Source organism: Sphingomonas sp. Leaf198, from assembly GCF_001424005.1.
GTDB lineage: Bacteria > Pseudomonadota > Alphaproteobacteria > Sphingomonadales > Sphingomonadaceae > Sphingomonas.
On the sequence record NZ_LMPX01000004.1, the window covers coordinates 236,445 to 251,515 of the forward strand.

The 15,071-nt window shown below is 66.7% G+C and carries 14 protein-coding genes; 8 read left to right on the plus strand and 6 right to left on the minus strand.

Translation table 11 applies throughout. The features are described 5' to 3' along the window. Positions 1 to 325: 325 nt before the first annotated feature. The 6 genes from ASG20_RS16430 (at position 326) to ASG20_RS16455 (ending at position 5,751) form a co-directional block, all read left to right on the plus strand. Complete coding sequence (locus tag ASG20_RS16430; RefSeq protein WP_056055316.1) at positions 326 to 880, plus strand: F0F1 ATP synthase subunit delta; 555 nt, start codon at positions 326 to 328, stop codon at positions 878 to 880. Between the two features lie 4 nt (positions 881 to 884). Then, complete coding sequence (gene atpA, locus ASG20_RS16435) at positions 885 to 2,414, plus strand: F0F1 ATP synthase subunit alpha (protein ID WP_055873607.1); 1,530 nt, start codon at positions 885 to 887, stop codon at positions 2,412 to 2,414. Positions 2,415 to 2,486: 72 nt separating this feature from the next. Then, the gene (locus ASG20_RS16440; protein WP_056055319.1) at positions 2,487 to 3,380 is read left to right on the plus strand and encodes a F0F1 ATP synthase subunit gamma; all 894 of its coding nucleotides are present in this window, start codon (positions 2,487 to 2,489) and stop codon (positions 3,378 to 3,380) included. Beyond that, positions 3,377 to 3,958, plus strand: coding sequence for a hypothetical protein (locus ASG20_RS16445; protein WP_056055322.1), 582 nt, complete (start codon positions 3,377 to 3,379; stop codon positions 3,956 to 3,958). The genes ASG20_RS16440 and ASG20_RS16445 overlap by 4 nt, the downstream gene beginning before the upstream one ends. 4 nt (positions 3,959 to 3,962) lie before the next feature. After that, on the plus strand, positions 3,963 to 5,447 hold the full coding sequence (atpD, locus tag ASG20_RS16450) for a F0F1 ATP synthase subunit beta (RefSeq protein ID WP_056055325.1): 1,485 nt from the start codon (positions 3,963 to 3,965) through the stop codon (positions 5,445 to 5,447). Positions 5,448 to 5,496: 49 nt separating this feature from the next. Next, positions 5,497 to 5,751, plus strand: coding sequence for an ATP synthase F1 subunit epsilon (locus ASG20_RS16455; RefSeq protein WP_056055328.1), 255 nt, complete (start codon positions 5,497 to 5,499; stop codon positions 5,749 to 5,751). Positions 5,752 to 5,928: 177 nt separating this feature from the next. Here ASG20_RS16455 and ASG20_RS16460 read toward each other — a convergent pair whose 3' ends face one another. Then, on the minus strand, positions 5,929 to 8,100 hold the full coding sequence (locus tag ASG20_RS16460) for a primosomal protein N' (protein WP_056055330.1): 2,172 nt from the start codon (positions 8,098 to 8,100) through the stop codon (positions 5,929 to 5,931). A 73-nt stretch (positions 8,101 to 8,173) separates the two neighbouring features. Continuing rightward, the gene (locus tag ASG20_RS16465) at positions 8,174 to 9,637 is read right to left on the minus strand and encodes a diguanylate cyclase domain-containing protein (RefSeq protein WP_056055332.1); all 1,464 of its coding nucleotides are present in this window, start codon (positions 9,635 to 9,637) and stop codon (positions 8,174 to 8,176) included. Positions 9,638 to 9,699: 62 nt separating this feature from the next. Between ASG20_RS16465 and ASG20_RS16470 the strand changes: the two genes are divergently transcribed. Next, a complete protein-coding gene (locus ASG20_RS16470; RefSeq protein WP_231420855.1) occupies positions 9,700 to 10,605 on the plus strand; it encodes a tyrosine recombinase XerC in 906 nt (301 codons plus the stop codon). Here ASG20_RS16470 and ASG20_RS16475 read toward each other — a convergent pair. The 4 genes from ASG20_RS16475 to rsmI form a co-directional block, all read right to left on the minus strand. Then, positions 10,602 to 11,201 carry a DedA family protein gene (locus ASG20_RS16475; protein ID WP_056055335.1) on the minus strand — a complete coding sequence of 200 codons (600 nt, stop codon included), beginning with the start codon at positions 11,199 to 11,201 and terminating at the stop codon, positions 10,602 to 10,604. The two genes, ASG20_RS16470 and ASG20_RS16475, sit on opposite strands and share 4 nt — an antisense overlap. Positions 11,202 to 11,365: 164 nt before the next feature. Beyond that, positions 11,366 to 12,319 (minus strand): glutathione synthase, encoded by a 954-nt coding sequence (gshB, locus tag ASG20_RS16480; protein ID WP_056055340.1) that lies wholly within the window; start codon positions 12,317 to 12,319, stop codon positions 11,366 to 11,368. Between the two features lie 200 nt (positions 12,320 to 12,519). After that, complete coding sequence (locus ASG20_RS16485; protein ID WP_056055343.1) at positions 12,520 to 12,927, minus strand: YraN family protein; 408 nt, start codon at positions 12,925 to 12,927, stop codon at positions 12,520 to 12,522. 42 nt (positions 12,928 to 12,969) lie between these two features. Continuing rightward, positions 12,970 to 13,815, minus strand: a complete 846-nt coding sequence (rsmI, locus tag ASG20_RS16490) for a 16S rRNA (cytidine(1402)-2'-O)-methyltransferase (RefSeq protein WP_156364396.1) — start codon at positions 13,813 to 13,815, stop codon at positions 12,970 to 12,972. A gap of 49 nt (positions 13,816 to 13,864) precedes the next feature. On the opposite strand from rsmI, the gene ASG20_RS16495 reads away from it, so the two are divergent. Then, positions 13,865 to 15,043, plus strand: coding sequence for a penicillin-binding protein activator (locus ASG20_RS16495; protein ID WP_231420856.1), 1,179 nt, complete (start codon positions 13,865 to 13,867; stop codon positions 15,041 to 15,043). Positions 15,044 to 15,071: the final 28 nt, after the last annotated feature.

Sequence of the window (15,071 nt, forward strand, 5' to 3'; positions counted from 1 at the left end):
TATCGTCATTCCCGCGGAGGCGGGAACCCATACTGGCAGGCTGTGCGATGAAAGCGCCGGGTCCGGAGAATATGGATCCCCGCCTGCGCGGGGATGACGAGTTAAGGTAAGGATACCGATCAAGGCGAGGATGACGCGGAAGGAGAATCGAGGCCTCCCAACCCTCGATCAATGACAAAACAGTCACAAACCCGTCCCCACGATCCTCCCGCCGGGTTGCCAATCCGACAACCCGATGCTAACCGCGCCGCGTCCCAGGAGAGGTGCTTTCGCGCCCTCTCTTCCTTTGGGTCGGTTATTCGTTGCAGGCGAGGATAGAGGTTCCGTGGAGACATCCGGCGGTATTCAGGCGAGCTTAGGCGGGCGTTATGCGCTGGCCCTGTTCGAACTCGCGCGTGACGCGAAGACGATCGATGCGGTCGAGTCGAGCCTGGCGAACGTGCGCGACGCACTCGCCCAGTCCGAGGACTTCCGCAATCTGACGGTGAGTCCGATGGTGTCGCGTGGCGCCGCGGTGAAGGCGGTCTCCGCGGTCGCCGACGCGCTCGGTGTCGATGCGACCACCAAGAGCTTCCTCGGCGTCCTCGCCGAGAACCACCGGCTGGGCGCGCTGCCGAAGATCATCAAGGCATTCCGGACACTTGCCGCGCAGCATCGCGGCGAGATCGCAGCCGAAGTGACGTCCGCGCATCCGCTGACCGACGAGCAGGTGATCGAGCTGAAGCATCAGCTCCGCCAGCGCGTCGGCCGTGAAGTTTCCGTCGACCTCAGCGTCGACCCATCGTTGCTGGGTGGACTCGTCGTCCGCGTCGGCAGCCAGATGATCGATTCGTCGATCAAGACGCGTCTCAACACTCTCGCGCACGCGATGAAGGGCTAAGCTAATGGATATCCGCGCCGCAGAAATCTCGAAGATCATCAAGGATCAGATCGCCAATTTCGGCACCGAGGCCCAGGTCAGCGAGACCGGCCAGGTGCTGAGCGTCGGCGACGGCATCGCGCGCATCTTCGGCCTCGACAACGTCCAGGCCGGCGAGATGGTCGAATTCTCGAACGGCGTGCAGGGCATGGCGCTCAACCTCGAGGCCGATAACGTCGGCGTCGTGATCTTCGGGAGCGATTCCGAGATCAAGGAAGGCGACATCGTCAAGCGCACCGGCACGATCGTCGACGTGCCGATCGGCAAGGAGCTGCTCGGCCGCGTGGTCGACGGCCTCGGCAACCCGATCGACGGCAAGGGCCCGATCCACACGACCGAGCGCAGCCGCGTCGAAGTGAAGGCGCCGGGCATCATCCCGCGCCAGTCGGTCAGCGAGCCGGTCCAGACGGGCCTGAAGGCGATTGACGCCCTCGTTCCCGTCGGCCGTGGCCAGCGCGAGCTGATCATCGGCGATCGCCAGACCGGCAAGTCCGCCGTCGCGATCGACGCGTTCATCAACCAGAAGATCGCCAACGCCGGCGACGACGAGTCGAAGAAGCTGTATTGCGTCTATGTCGCGATCGGCCAGAAGCGCTCGACCGTCGCACAGCTGGTCAAGACGCTCGAAGAGAATGGCGCGATGGAATACACCATCGTGATCGCCGCGACCGCGTCGGACCCCGCACCGCTCCAGTATCTCGCGCCCTACACCGGCGTCGCGATGGGCGAGTATTTCCGCGATCGCGGCATGCACGCACTGATCTGCTACGACGATCTGTCGAAGCAGGCCGTCGCGTACCGCCAGATGTCGCTGCTGCTGCGTCGTCCTCCGGGCCGTGAGGCGTATCCGGGCGACGTGTTCTATCTGCACAGCCGCCTGCTCGAACGTGCGGCGAAGATGTCGGACGCGAACGGCGGCGGCTCGCTGACCGCGCTGCCGATCATCGAGACGCAGGCGGGCGACGTTTCGGCGTACATCCCGACCAACGTGATCTCGATCACCGACGGCCAGATCTTCCTCGAGACCGACCTGTTCTTCTCGGGCGTGCGTCCGGCGATCAACGTCGGCCTGTCGGTGAGCCGCGTCGGTTCGGCCGCACAGACCAAGGCGATGAAGAAGGTGTCGGGCTCGATCAAGCTCGAGCTGGCGCAGTACCGCGAGATGGCGGCGTTCGCGCAGTTCGGGTCGGATCTCGATGCGTCGACGCAGAAGCTGCTCAACCGTGGTGCTCGGTTGACCGAGCTGCTGAAGCAGGCGCAGTTCTCGCCGCTGCCGTTCGAAGAGCAGACCGTGTCGATCTTCGCCGGCACCAGCGGCTATCTCGACAAGGTGCCGGTCGCTGACGTGACCCGCTACGAGCAGGCGCTGCTGGCCGACATGCGTGCGAACCATGCCGACGTGCTGAAGCTGATCCGCGATACCCGCGATTTGGGTAACGAGGCGAAGGACAAGCTGAAGGCAGCGCTCGAAGCGTTCGCTAAGACGTTTGCATAAATAACTTGTGTCCCCGCGAAGGCGGGGACCCAGACTGGGCCCCCGCCTTCGCGGGGGAACAAGGGAACGAGAATGGCGAGCCTTAAGGCCCTCAAGATCCGCATCGGCTCGGTGAAGTCGACGCAGAAGATCACCAAGGCGATGAAGATGGTCGCCGCCGCGAAGCTGCGCCGTGCGCAGGACGCGGCGGTTGCCGGGCGTCCGTATGCCGAGCGTCTCGAAGCGGTGATGGCGAGCCTCGCGGGGCGCGTCGGCATCGCGCCGGGCGCGTCGCCGCTGCTCGCGGGGACCGGCAAGGACCAGGTCCACCTGATCGTCATCGCGACGTCGGAGCGCGGCCTCGCGGGTGCGTTCAACACCAACATCGTCCGCGCGGCGCGTCGCAAGGCCGAGGAGCTGATCGCGGCCGGCAAGACCGTGAAGTTCTACGTCGCCGGCAAGAAGGGGCGCGTGATCAAGCGCTTCTTCCCGAACGACATCCTCGCCGATCACGAGATGGGCCAGATCAAGCGGCTCGCGTTCAGCGATGCGCAGGAAATCTCCGAAGACCTGATCAAGCGCTTCGGCGAAGGTCAGTTCGACGTCGCACACCTGTTCTACGCGAAGTTCGTGTCGGCGCTGGTGCAGGTCCCGACCGGTATCCAGATCGTCCCGATTCCGTTGTCGACGATCCCGGGTGCCGAGGCCAAGCCGAACGCGCCCGCCGAAGCCGTGGTCGAGTATGAACCCGATGAGGAAGCGATCCTCGCCGATCTCCTGCCGCGCAACGTCGCGATCCAGATTTTCCGCGCGCTGCTCGAAAACGCCGCGTCGGAGCAGGGTTCGCGCATGAACGCGATGGACAACGCCACGCGCAATGCCGGCGACATGATCACGCGTCTCTCGATCCAGTATAACCGCACGCGTCAGGCTGCGATCACGACCGAGCTGGTCGAGATCATCTCGGGTGCCGAAGCGCTGAAATGAAGGTCGCGGTCGCCCTGACCCTTACCGTGATGCTGGCTGGCTGCGGCAAGCCGGCACCGTCGGTGCGCGAGCAGGAGGCGGCGCAGACCGCGTCCGTCGCGACGCTGTCGGGCTGGGATCGGCTGTTCGGCGCGCCGCAGGAAACGGTCGGCGCGATCAACCAGGCGGGTTTCGCGCTGGGCGAGTATGCGGCGAAGGACGGTGGCTTCATCGCGACCGGCCAGCCGCGAATGTTCTCCAATTCCAACGCGGCCAAGCCCAACACGACCTCGGTCGCTGTTACCGGCAAGACCGCTGCGGCGATCGAGACCGTGGCCTACACGTTGACGCTGACCGACCCGGTCGACGCGACCACCGCACGGATGCGGCTCGCGCAGACCGTCGGCGAGTTTCTCGGCCGCTTCAAGATCAAGGCGTCGCCCGACCTCTTGCGGGCGATCCGTCTCGGCCAGCCGCTCGATGCGGCGCCTGCCAAGGTCGCGATCGTCCCTGCTACCAACACCACGCCGGCGCGCGTGGACGTGACTTTTACCCGTTCTCCGGCTACCAGCCCGGCCAACAACAAGACCCAAGGATAGTGTGATGGCAACCGCCGCTGAAGACATCCGCCCGACCGAGGGCAGCTCGAAGGCCACGAACAACACCGGCCGCATCTCGCAGGTGATCGGTGCCGTCGTCGACGTGCATTTCCCCGACAATTTGCCCGCCATTCTGTCGGCGCTCGAAACCGACAATAACGGCAACCGTCTCGTCCTCGAAGTCGCGCAGCATCTCGGCGAAAACACGGTTCGCACGATCGCGATGGATGCCACCGAGGGTCTGACCCGCGGCCAGACCGTCACCGATACCGGCTCGCAGATCCGCGTGCCGGTCGGCCCGAAGACGCTCGGCCGCATCCTCAACGTCATCGGCGAGCCGATCGACGAGCGTGGCCCGGTCGGCGCAGAGACGACCGCCCCGATCCACGCTTCGGCACCGCTGTTCGTCGACCAGTCGACCGAGAGCGCGATCCTCGTCACCGGCATCAAGGTCATCGATCTGCTCGCGCCGTATGCGAAGGGCGGCAAGATCGGCCTGTTCGGCGGCGCCGGCGTCGGCAAGACCGTGCTGATCCAGGAACTGATCAACAACATCGCCAAGGGCCACGGCGGCACCTCGGTGTTCGCAGGGGTAGGCGAGCGTACCCGTGAGGGTAACGATCTGTACCACGAGTTCCTTGACGCGGGCGTCATCGCCAAGGACGCCGACGGCAATCCGCAGTCGGAGGGTTCGAAGGTCGCGCTTGTGTTCGGCCAGATGAACGAGCCGCCAGGCGCACGCGCCCGCGTCGCGCTGTCGGGCCTGACGATCGCCGAGTATTTCCGCGACGTCGAAGGCCAGGACGTGCTGTTCTTCGTCGACAACATCTTCCGCTTCACGCAGGCGGGCGCAGAGGTTTCGGCACTGCTCGGCCGCATCCCGTCGGCGGTGGGCTATCAGCCGACGCTGTCGACCGACATGGGCGCGCTGCAGGAGCGCATCACGTCGACCAACAAGGGGTCGATCACCTCGGTGCAGGCCGTGTACGTGCCGGCTGACGATCTTACCGATCCGGCGCCGGCGACGTCGTTCGCGCATCTCGATGCGACGACCAACCTCAACCGTGCGATCTCGGAGCTGGGCATCTACCCGGCGGTCGATCCGCTCGATTCGACCTCGCGTCTGCTCGAGCCACGTGTCGTCGGCCAGGAGCATTACGACACCGCGCGCGCCGTTCAGTCGACCTTGCAGAAGTACAAGTCGCTTCAGGACATCATCGCGATTCTCGGCATGGACGAGCTGTCGGAAGAGGATAAGCTCACCGTCCAGCGTGCGCGTAAGATCCAGAAGTTCCTGAGCCAGCCGTTCCACGTCGCGGAGGTCTTCACCGGCATCAGCGGCAAGTTCGTCCAGCTGGAGGACACGGTCCGGTCGTTCAAGGCGGTGGTCGAGGGCGAGTATGATCACCTCCCCGAGGCCGCGTTCTACATGGTCGGCGGCATCGACGAAGCCGTCGCCAAGGCCGAGAAGATGGCTTCCGAGGCTTAAGCCTTTTTAGCTCCCTCTCCCCKMCGGGGAGAGGGAGAAGGCGAACAAGATGCTGCATTTCGAACTCGTCACGCCAGAAAAGCTCGTCCGCTCGGAGGAGGTCTACATGGTCGTCGTCCCCGGCACCGAAGGCGATTTCGGTGTCCTCGAAGGCCACGCGCCCTTCATGTCGACGGTCCGCGACGGCGGCGTGCAGGTATACCGCACGCAGAACGGCACTCCCGAGGTCATCGCGATCAAGGGCGGTTTCGCCGAGGTCAACGCCAAGGGCTTGACGGTGCTTGCCGAACATGCAGGCGAGTAAGCGTACCTAACAAACGTGTTTCCCCGCGAAGGCGTGGGTCCAGACTGGGCACCCGCCTGCCGCCTTGTCCGTCATCCTGACGAAAGTCAGGATCCAGAGCCACGCAACGCCACCCTCTGTTACCCTGGATCCTGACTTTCGTCAGGATGACGGGAGGGGGGGCGCGACCGCCAGCCGCTACAAGAAGTTGTACGGGTCGACGTCCACCGTCACACGGACCTTCGACGGCCAGTCCAGCTTCCCCAACCATTCCCGGATCACATCCTGCACATCCAGCGCGCGCCGCGCATGGACCAGCAGCCGATACCGATGTCGCCCCCGCAACATCGCCAGTGGCGCCGGCGCGGGGCCGTAAACGTGCATCCCCTCGACCTCGGGTGCACTCCGCCCCACCAGCTTGGCGGTATCGTGCGCGCAAGACTGGTCCTCCGACGACACCACGATCGCCGCGTACCGCCCGAACGGCGGCGCGCCTGCGTCCTTCCGCGCGTCCGTCTCCGCCGCGTAGAACGCATCTGCGTCGCCGGTGATGAGCGCCTGCATGACCTGCGCGCCGGGGCTATGCGTCTGGATGAACACGTGCCCCGGCTTCTCGCCGCGCCCCGCGCGCCCCGACACCTGCCGGATCTGCTGGAACGTGCGCTCCGCCGCGCGCAGGTCGCCGCCGTCCAGTCCGAGATCCGCATCGACAACGCCCACCAAGGTAAGGTTCGGGAAGTGATAGCCCTTCGTCACGAGCTGCGTGCCGACGACGATGTCGATATCTCCCGCCTCCATCCGCCCGACGAACTCCGCCGCCTTGGCGGGCGACCAGATTGTGTCCGAGGTCACCACGGCCGTCTTCGCCTCGGGAAACAGCGCGGTCACCTCGTCGGCGATCCGTTCGACTCCCGGCCCGCAGGCGACGAGCGTGTCCTCGCCCTTGCACTCTGGACAGACGCGCGGGGTCGGTTCGATGTGGCCGCAATGGTGGCAGGCCAGCCGCCGCGTCAGGCGATGCTCTACCATCCACGCGGTGCAGTTCGGACACTGGAACCGGTGGCCACAGGTCCGGCATAGCGTGAGCGGCGCATAGCCGCGGCGGTTGAGGAACAGCAGCGATTGCTCGCGCCGCTCCAGCGTTTCCTGCATCGCCTTGACGAGCCGCGGGGCGAGCCAGCGGCCGCGCTCGGGCGGTTCCTTGATCAGGTCGATCGGCTCGATCGTCGGCATCTCCGCCGCGCCGAACCGACCGGGCAGCTTCAGCTCCGCATACCGCCCGGTCACGACCTGTTGCCGAGTCTCGATCGCGGGCGTGGCGGAGGCGAGGATGACAGGACACCCCTCGAACTTGCCGCGCATCACGGCGACGTCGCGCGCGTGATAATGCACGCCCTCTTCCTGTTTGAAGCTGGTCTCGTGCGCCTCGTCGACGACGATCAGCCCGAGATCGCGGTACGGCAGGAACAGCGCGGAGCGTGCACCCACCGTCACCAATGCCTCGCCGCTCGCGATCGCTCGCCAAGCCCTACGGCGCTGGGTCGAGCGCAGCCCCGAATGCCACGCGATCGGCTCGCAGCCGAACCGATCATGGAAGCGCTTCAGGAACGGCTCGGTCAACGCGATTTCGGGTAGCAGGACGAGTGTTTGGCGACCGTCGCGGATCGCCTGCGCGACCGCCTCGAAATACACTTCCGTCTTGCCCGAGCCGGTGACCCCGTCGAGCAACGTCGGGTGGAACGCATGTTCCGCCACCCCCGCGACTAGCGCGTCCGCAGCCGCGCGCTGATCGTCCGACAGCGTCGGCTCGTGATGCGCTGGATCGGGCACGGGGTAGGGGCTATCCAGGCTGACCTCCACCGCCTTGATCGCACCCACCTTCACCAGCCCCCGGATCACCGCGTCGCTGACGTCGGCGGAGGTGGCGAGTTCGCGGATCAGGCCCTGGCGATCGCCGATCCGCTCCAGCGCCTGCTCGCGCTGCGGGGTCAGGCGGGGCGGCACGACGCCGGTCGCACGATACTCGACAGCGGTCCGCGCGCCTTCCAGTGCCGACGTTGACGCCAACGTCATCCGCAACACCGACGCCGCGGGCGCGAGGTAATAATCCGCCGTCCACTCCACCAGCCGCCGCAGCGGTGCACCCAGTGGCGGTACGTCGGCAACCGCGAGCAGGTTGCGCAGCCGATTGTCGCCGACCTCGGCATCGGACGGCATCCGCTCCGCTTCCCACACCACGCCGAGCAACTGCCGTGGCCCCAGCGGCGCGACCACGACCGAACCCGGCTCGACGCTCATGCCGGCGGGCACGCGGTAGTCGAGCGGCCCGAGGGCAGCGTTGAGGATCAGGACACGGGCGCGGGACGACATCGTACCCGTATATGGGGACAGATCGACTCCACGTGAACCGTCTAAGCAGGTACCGACTTGATGGCGTCAAGTGTCAGGCGGCAGCCCGGCGATCGCCGCCCCGGCGGCGTTCGCCGACCCGCGCGCGCTTCGCCTTGTAGAGGATCGTATCGGCCTTGTGGATGAAGTCGCGGATCGCATGGCAATCCGGCTCCAGCGCGGTGATCCCGACCGTCCCGGCGCTGATCATCGCCAGACCGTTCAGTGCAATCGGAAAGCGCAGCGCTTCCTCCAGTCGCGCACTGATGTAGCCGGGCGTTGCGGTCAGACCCGGATCCTCGATCAGCAGTCCGAATTCGTCGCCGCCCAGCCGCGCGGCAAAGCTCTGCTTGAGCCAGGGGGCCTGCAATATCTCGCCGACCGCACGCAGCACGTCGTCACCCGAGGTGTGGCCGAGCGTGTCGTTGATCGCCTTGAACCCATCGAGGTCGATGAGTGCGAGCAGCAGCGGCGTGCCGTCGGTGTGCGAACGGGTCATCGCGGCGTCGAGCGCCCGATCGAATGCCGCGCGGTTGGATATTCCGGTGAGCGAATCGGTGTCGGCGGATCGGCGCAGGTTCAATTCGAGCGCATAGCGTTCGGTCACGTCCTGGAAAACGCCGACGAACCCGATGGTCGTACCCGCGTCGTCCTCGAGTTCGCCCAGCACGCGGACGCGTCGCGGCTCGCCCTGGGCGGTGGTGAAGTCGACCTCGATGTCGAACGGTATGCCGGTTTCCAACGTCGTCGTGAGACACGCGCTCAGTATGTCCCGGGCATGGGGCGGATAGAACGCCATCGCGACCTCCATCTCCGGCACCGGGCCGACCGGCAGGCCGTAGATGTGAAAGACGCCGTCCGACCAGTCCAGATGCTGGTGATCGAGCGAGGTCCGCCACGATCCAATCGCCGCCATCCGCTCGGCCTGGCGAAAGATACGATCCTGCCGCGCGAGCGTCGCGGCCTGTCGGTCCGCGGTGGTCGCGATCGCGATCGCCTGATGCGCGGCCGACCGTGCCGCGACGGTCACCTCGGCCAGCGTCGCGAGATGCGTGAGCGCGCGACGGCCTGCGTCGTTCAAGCTGCGCGGCACCGAATCGATGACGCAGATCGAGCCGATCGCATGACGCTCGCCGCGATCGTCGACCGCATGGATCGCCGCTCCTGCGTAGAAACGCGCGCCGTGATCCGCCAGCACCAGCGGGTTTTCCACGAACCGCGAATCGGTGTCGAGGTTTTCGATCACGAGGGGGGCTTCGTTCTGGATCGTGTACGCGCACATGCCGATGTCGCGGCTGATCTCGCCGCGTTCGCCGCCGGCCGCGGCCTTGATCCACAGCCGGTCGCTATCGACGAGGGTCATCAACGCGGTCGGGCATCCGAGCATCTCGGCGGCGAGTTCGACGAGCGCATCGAACTCGCGTTCGGGTGCGCTATCGAGCAGCGCTAGCGCATGGAGTGCGGCAACGCGCCGTTTTTCGTCTGCGAATGCGTTTGTGACGAGGTCTTTCGGCGACATGGCTGTTGGATACCCAAGGTATGTTAATTTTCCTTTGCTGCTGGAGCAGGTTAGTGTCGATCATGGGGACCACGACAGACCTGCCGCCGTCGATGCTCTGGGCGGATCATTTGACGCGAGATCGGCGACGGTCGGTGCACACGGTGCGGGCCTATCAGGCGTCGGCGGAACGCCTGACGGCATTTCTGATCGATCATTGGGGCCAGCGTGTCGAGCGCGCGACGCTGGCGCGCGTGACCGCCGCCGATCTGCGCGCGTATCTGGCATATCGTCGGGACTCGGGGCTCGGCAACGCATCGGCGGCGCGCGAGTTGTCCGCGGTGCGGGGCTTCCTGGCCTGGGCCAACGACGGCGCGGAGCAGCCGCGGATCCGGGGGCCGCGCGTGAAGAAGGGCCTGCCGCGACCGATCTCTCCGGGCGAGGCGATCGCGCTTGCCGAAGACGTCGCCGAGGATGCCGCCGAGCCGTGGATTGGCGCGCGGGATTGGGCGGTGCTGTTGCTGCTATACGGTGCGGGGCTGCGGATCGGCGAGGCGCTCGCGTTGCCGGGAGCGATTGTGCCGCTCGGCGAGACGCTGGTGGTCACGGGCAAGCGGTCGAAGGCGCGGATGGTGCCGCTGCTGCCCAAGGTGCGCGCGGCGATCGAGGCGTATGTCGCGCAGACGCCGTGGCCGATCGCCCCCGACGCGCCGCTGTTCCGGGGCGCGAAGGGCGGGCCGCTGTCGGCGGTGGTGGTACGGCGCTCGGTGCGCGGCGCGCGCGCGCGGCTCGGGCTGGGCGATCGGACGACGCCGCATGCGCTGCGGCATAGTTTCGCGACGCATCTGCTGGGGCGGGGGGCGGACCTGCGCGCGCTGCAGGAGTTGCTGGGGCATGCGAGCCTGAGTTCGACGCAGATCTATACGCAGGTCGATGCCGCGCATTTGATGGATGTGTACCGCAACGCGCACCCGCATGGCGGCGTTTAGCCCTTGGGTTTCCAGGTCAGCACGCGCCAGCCATAGCCGATGATGATTACGACGAAGGTGGCGACCGCGACGGGCCCGACATAGCGATCGAGTTCCTCGAAATGCGAGCCCAGCAGGATGCCGGCATAGGCTAGTACGGTGTTCCAGATCGCGCTGCCGGCTGCCGTCCAGATCACGAACTGCCAGATCGGCATGCAAGTCATCCCCGCGGGCAGCGAGATGACCGTGCGGAACGTCGGCATGAACCGGAACACGAAGATCACCCAGCCGCCGCGCTTCATGAAGAAGCGGTGGATCTTCTCGACGTCGGACCATTCCATCGTCAGCCAGCGGCCGTTGCGCTCGATGAACGGGCGGAAGCGCTCGTAGCCGATGTTGCGGCCGATATAATACCAGAAGTAGTTGCCGACGACCGAGCCCGCGGTGCCCCAGGCGATCAGCGGCACGACGCTCATGTCGCCGCGCGCGACGGCCATGCCGCCTAGCCCCATGATGACTTCGGACGGCACCGGCGGCACGATATTCTCTAGTGCCATCAACAGGAAGATACCGAAATATCCGCCCCAGGCGATGAGATCGAGGATGAATTCGGTCATGGGTATCACATACTGCCGGGATGCCGGATGTGTTCCGTCGACATCACACCACCCCGGCGAAGGCCGGGGCCCAATTGGGGGACGGTTATCACGGAGGACGGCGCTCCGTTACCGCGACCCTGCCAATTGGGCCCCGGCCTTCGCCGGGGTGGTATCCTGTCCGCCTACCGCGCCGCGACCTTCGCCTCGATCGCATCCCAGATCATGCCGGCAACATCGGTCCCATCGAAGTTCGAGATCGCGACTATCCCGGTCGGCGAGGTCACGTTGATCTCGGTAAGCCACGTGCCACCGATCACGTCGATCCCCACGAACAGCAGCCCGCGCTTCTTCAGCTCCGGCCCGAGCACCGCGCAGATCTCGCGCTCCTTGTCGGTCAGCACCGACTTCTCCGCCGAGCCGCCGACCGCGAGGTTCGAACGGATCTCGCCTTCGCCGGGCAGGCGATTGATCGCACCCGCGACCTCGCCGTCGATCAGCACGATCCGCTTGTCGCCCTTCGCGACGTCGGGGAGGAACGCCTGCACCATGTGCGGCTCGCGCCACGTCATGTTGAAAACCTCCATCAGCGCCGACAGGTTCGCGCCGTCCGACTCGACCTTGAAGATCGCCTTGCCGCCATTGCCGTGCAGCGGCTTGATGACGATCGCGCCGTGCTCGGCGAGGAATTTCCGCGCCTCGTCGAGCGAGCGCGTGACGAGCGTCGGCGGCATGAACTGCGGATAGTCGAGCACGAACACCTTCTCGGGCGCATTCCGGACCTGCGCGGGGTCGTTCACGACGAGCGTTTTGTCGGCGATCCGCTCGAGCAGGTGCGTCGCGGTGATATAGCCGAGATCGAACGGTGGATCCTGGCGCATCAGCACGACGTCCGCCTCGTCGCCGAGATCGAGGTTGACGGGTTCGCCGACGCTGAAGTGATCGCCGACGACGCGCTGCACGGTGACCGGATGCGCCTTCGCCCAGACCTTGCCGTCGCGGTAGTTCAGGTCCTCGGCGGAGTATTGGAAGAGCTTGTGGCCACGGTCCTGCGCGGACAGCATTAGCGCGAAGGTCGAATCGCCGGCGATGTTGATGCTGTCGAGCGGGTCCATCTGGACGGCGACGGTGATGCTCATGCGTCTTCCTTCTGTTCGGTCGAGCGCATGTAGGCGCGGGCGGACGTGAAGTCACCGGGCGGCGTCGCTTCAATCAGCCCCGTCATCCTGACGAAAGTCAGGATCCAGGGTAATTGAGGGCATGCCTTAGTGGCTCTGGATCCTGACTTTCGTCAGGATGACGGAAGCTTTGCGAGGTTTCGCCACGAACGGTCGAGGCATCACCCGATCCAGGCATTCTCGATATGGCGCGGGCGGGTGCCGGGGGCGAGCAGGATCACGTCGACGCGGATGTCGTCGCCGGGTCCGGCATAGCGCGGCATCAGATATTCCGCCGCCGCCGCGACACGGGCGAGGCGGCGTTCGTCGATCGCGAAGTCGAGTTCGGCGGCGGTCGCGCGGGTTTTTACCTCGACGAAGGCGACGAGGTTTCCCTTTCGGGCGACGAGGTCGACCTCGCCGGCGGGCGTGCGGACCCGGCGATCGAGGATGCTCCAGCCCTTGAGGCGCAACCACCATCCGGCGAGGCGCTCGCCGCGACGGCCGGTAGCTTCCGCAACCTGGCGGTCGAGCGTGTTCCCCTTCCGCTTGCGGGAGGGGCTAGGGGAGGGCGGGGGCGGCACGTCCATGGCATGCCCTCCCCCGACCCCTCCCGCAAGCGGGAGGGGAGATCAGGGCTTGGGCTTCAACTCCAGCGCCCGAGCGTAGAGCGCCTTGCGATCGAGCCCGAGCTTCTTCGCCACCTCACTCGCAGCCTGCCCGGTCGACAAACGCGTTAGCGCTTCGATCAGCGCCGCGTCACCGTCCTCGACACTAGCCGGCGGCGCCTCCCCCGGCGGTGCGACGACGATCACGATCTCGCCCCTGGGCGGCGCATCCGCATAGCGCGCGGCAAGCGTCGAGAGCGTCCCCGTCACCGCCTCCTCGAACTTCTTGCTGATCTCGCGCGTCACGGCCGCCTCGCGGTCGCCGAGCCCCTCCGCCAGCGCCGCGAGGCATGCCCCCAGCCGCGGCCCCGACTCGTACATCACCAGAGTCGCGCGGATCGTCGCCACCTCCGCGATCGCCTCCGCCCGCGCGTGCATCTTCGACGGCAGGAATCCCACGAACAGGAACCGGTCGGTCGGCAGCCCCGCCAGCGTCAGCGCCGCCACCGCCGCACACGGCCCCGGAATCGTCACCACCAGATGCCCCGCCGCCCGCGCGTCGCGCACCAGCTTGAACCCCGGGTCCGAGATCAGCGGCGTCCCCGCATCCGACACCAGTGCCACCGCCTGCGTCGCCATCCGCGCGATCAGGGCGGGTCGGACCCCCTCCGCGCTGTGATCGTGATACGGCACCATCGGCGTCTTCGTGCCGATGTGGCGGAGCAGCCCGGCGGTCACGCGGCTGTCCTCGACCGCGATCACGTCGGCGCGGCGGAGGATGTCGGCGGCGCGCGGCGACAGATCGCCAAGATTGCCGATCGGGGTCGCGACGATGTAGAGGCCGGGATCGAGAAGAGTTTCAGGGTTCATGGGGACGGTCATGGCAGACGCGACGACGATAGGGCAATCGACACGTACCATGCGACGAGGGGCCATCGGTCGTTGGGCGACGCTTGCCGCAGCGTGTCTGCTCGGCGCGTGCCAGACGATCGTGCCGCGCGGCCCCGTCGAGCCGTCGCAGCAGCGCCCGACCACGCGCCCTGCCGATCACCCCAACATCGGCGTCGAGACCGGTATTCCGCGCGATGCCGAGCGTAACCGCGTCGCGCTGCTAGTGCCGCTGTCGGGCAGCAACGCGGGCGTCGGTACCTCGATCGCCAACGCGACGATGCTGGCCCTGCTGGATACGCAGAACCAGCGCGTCCGCATCACCAACTACGACACCGCGACCGGTGCCGCCGCCGCCGCGCAGCGCGCGATCGCCGAGGGCGCGCAGCTGATCCTCGGGCCGCTGCTCGCCGACGACGTCCGCGCCGTCGCGCCGATCGCGCGCGCCGCGAACATCCCGGTGCTGAGCTTCTCCAACGATCTCGGCGTCGCGGGCGACGGTGCGTATCTGATGGGCTATGTCCCGACCCAGTCGATCGCGCGCGTCGTCGATTTCGCGAAGGAGCGCGGCGTCAGCAACTTTGCCGGGCTCGTCCCGAACGGGCTGTACGGCGAACGCGCATCGACCGCGTTCCTCCGCGCGGTCGAAGGTGCGGGCGGTCAGGTCGTCTCGCTTCAGACCTACGCGCGGGGACCTGGTGGCATTTCCGGCGCGGTCACGCGGCTCGCGGCGAAAGCGCCTTATGACGCGGTCCTGATCGCCGACGGTGGCGCCACCGCAGCTTCGGCGGCGGCGATGGTCAAGCGCGGCAGTGGCGCGACGACGCGCATCCTCGGCACCGAACTCTGGAACTCCGACGCGGGGATCGCCGCCAAGCCAGCGCTGTCGGGCGCATGGTACGCCAGCGTCTCCGATACGCTGTACCGTCAATACGCGGCCAAATACCGCGCGCGGTTCGGGGCAGGGCCATACCGCTTGTCGAGCCTCGGCTATGATTCGGTGCTGCTGACGGTCCGCATCGCGCGCGACTGGAAGCCCGGCACGCCGTTCCCGGTGAAACGCCTGCGCGACGGCGATGGCTTCGCCGGCATCGATGGTGCCTTCCGCTTCGGCAAGGACAACGTCGCCGAGCGCGCGCTGGAGGTGAAGGAAATCCGAGGGGGTACGACGACGGTGGTTTCGCCCGCGCCGGCCGGGTTCGGGAAGTAAACTTGTTCACCCGCGAAGGCGGCTGCCC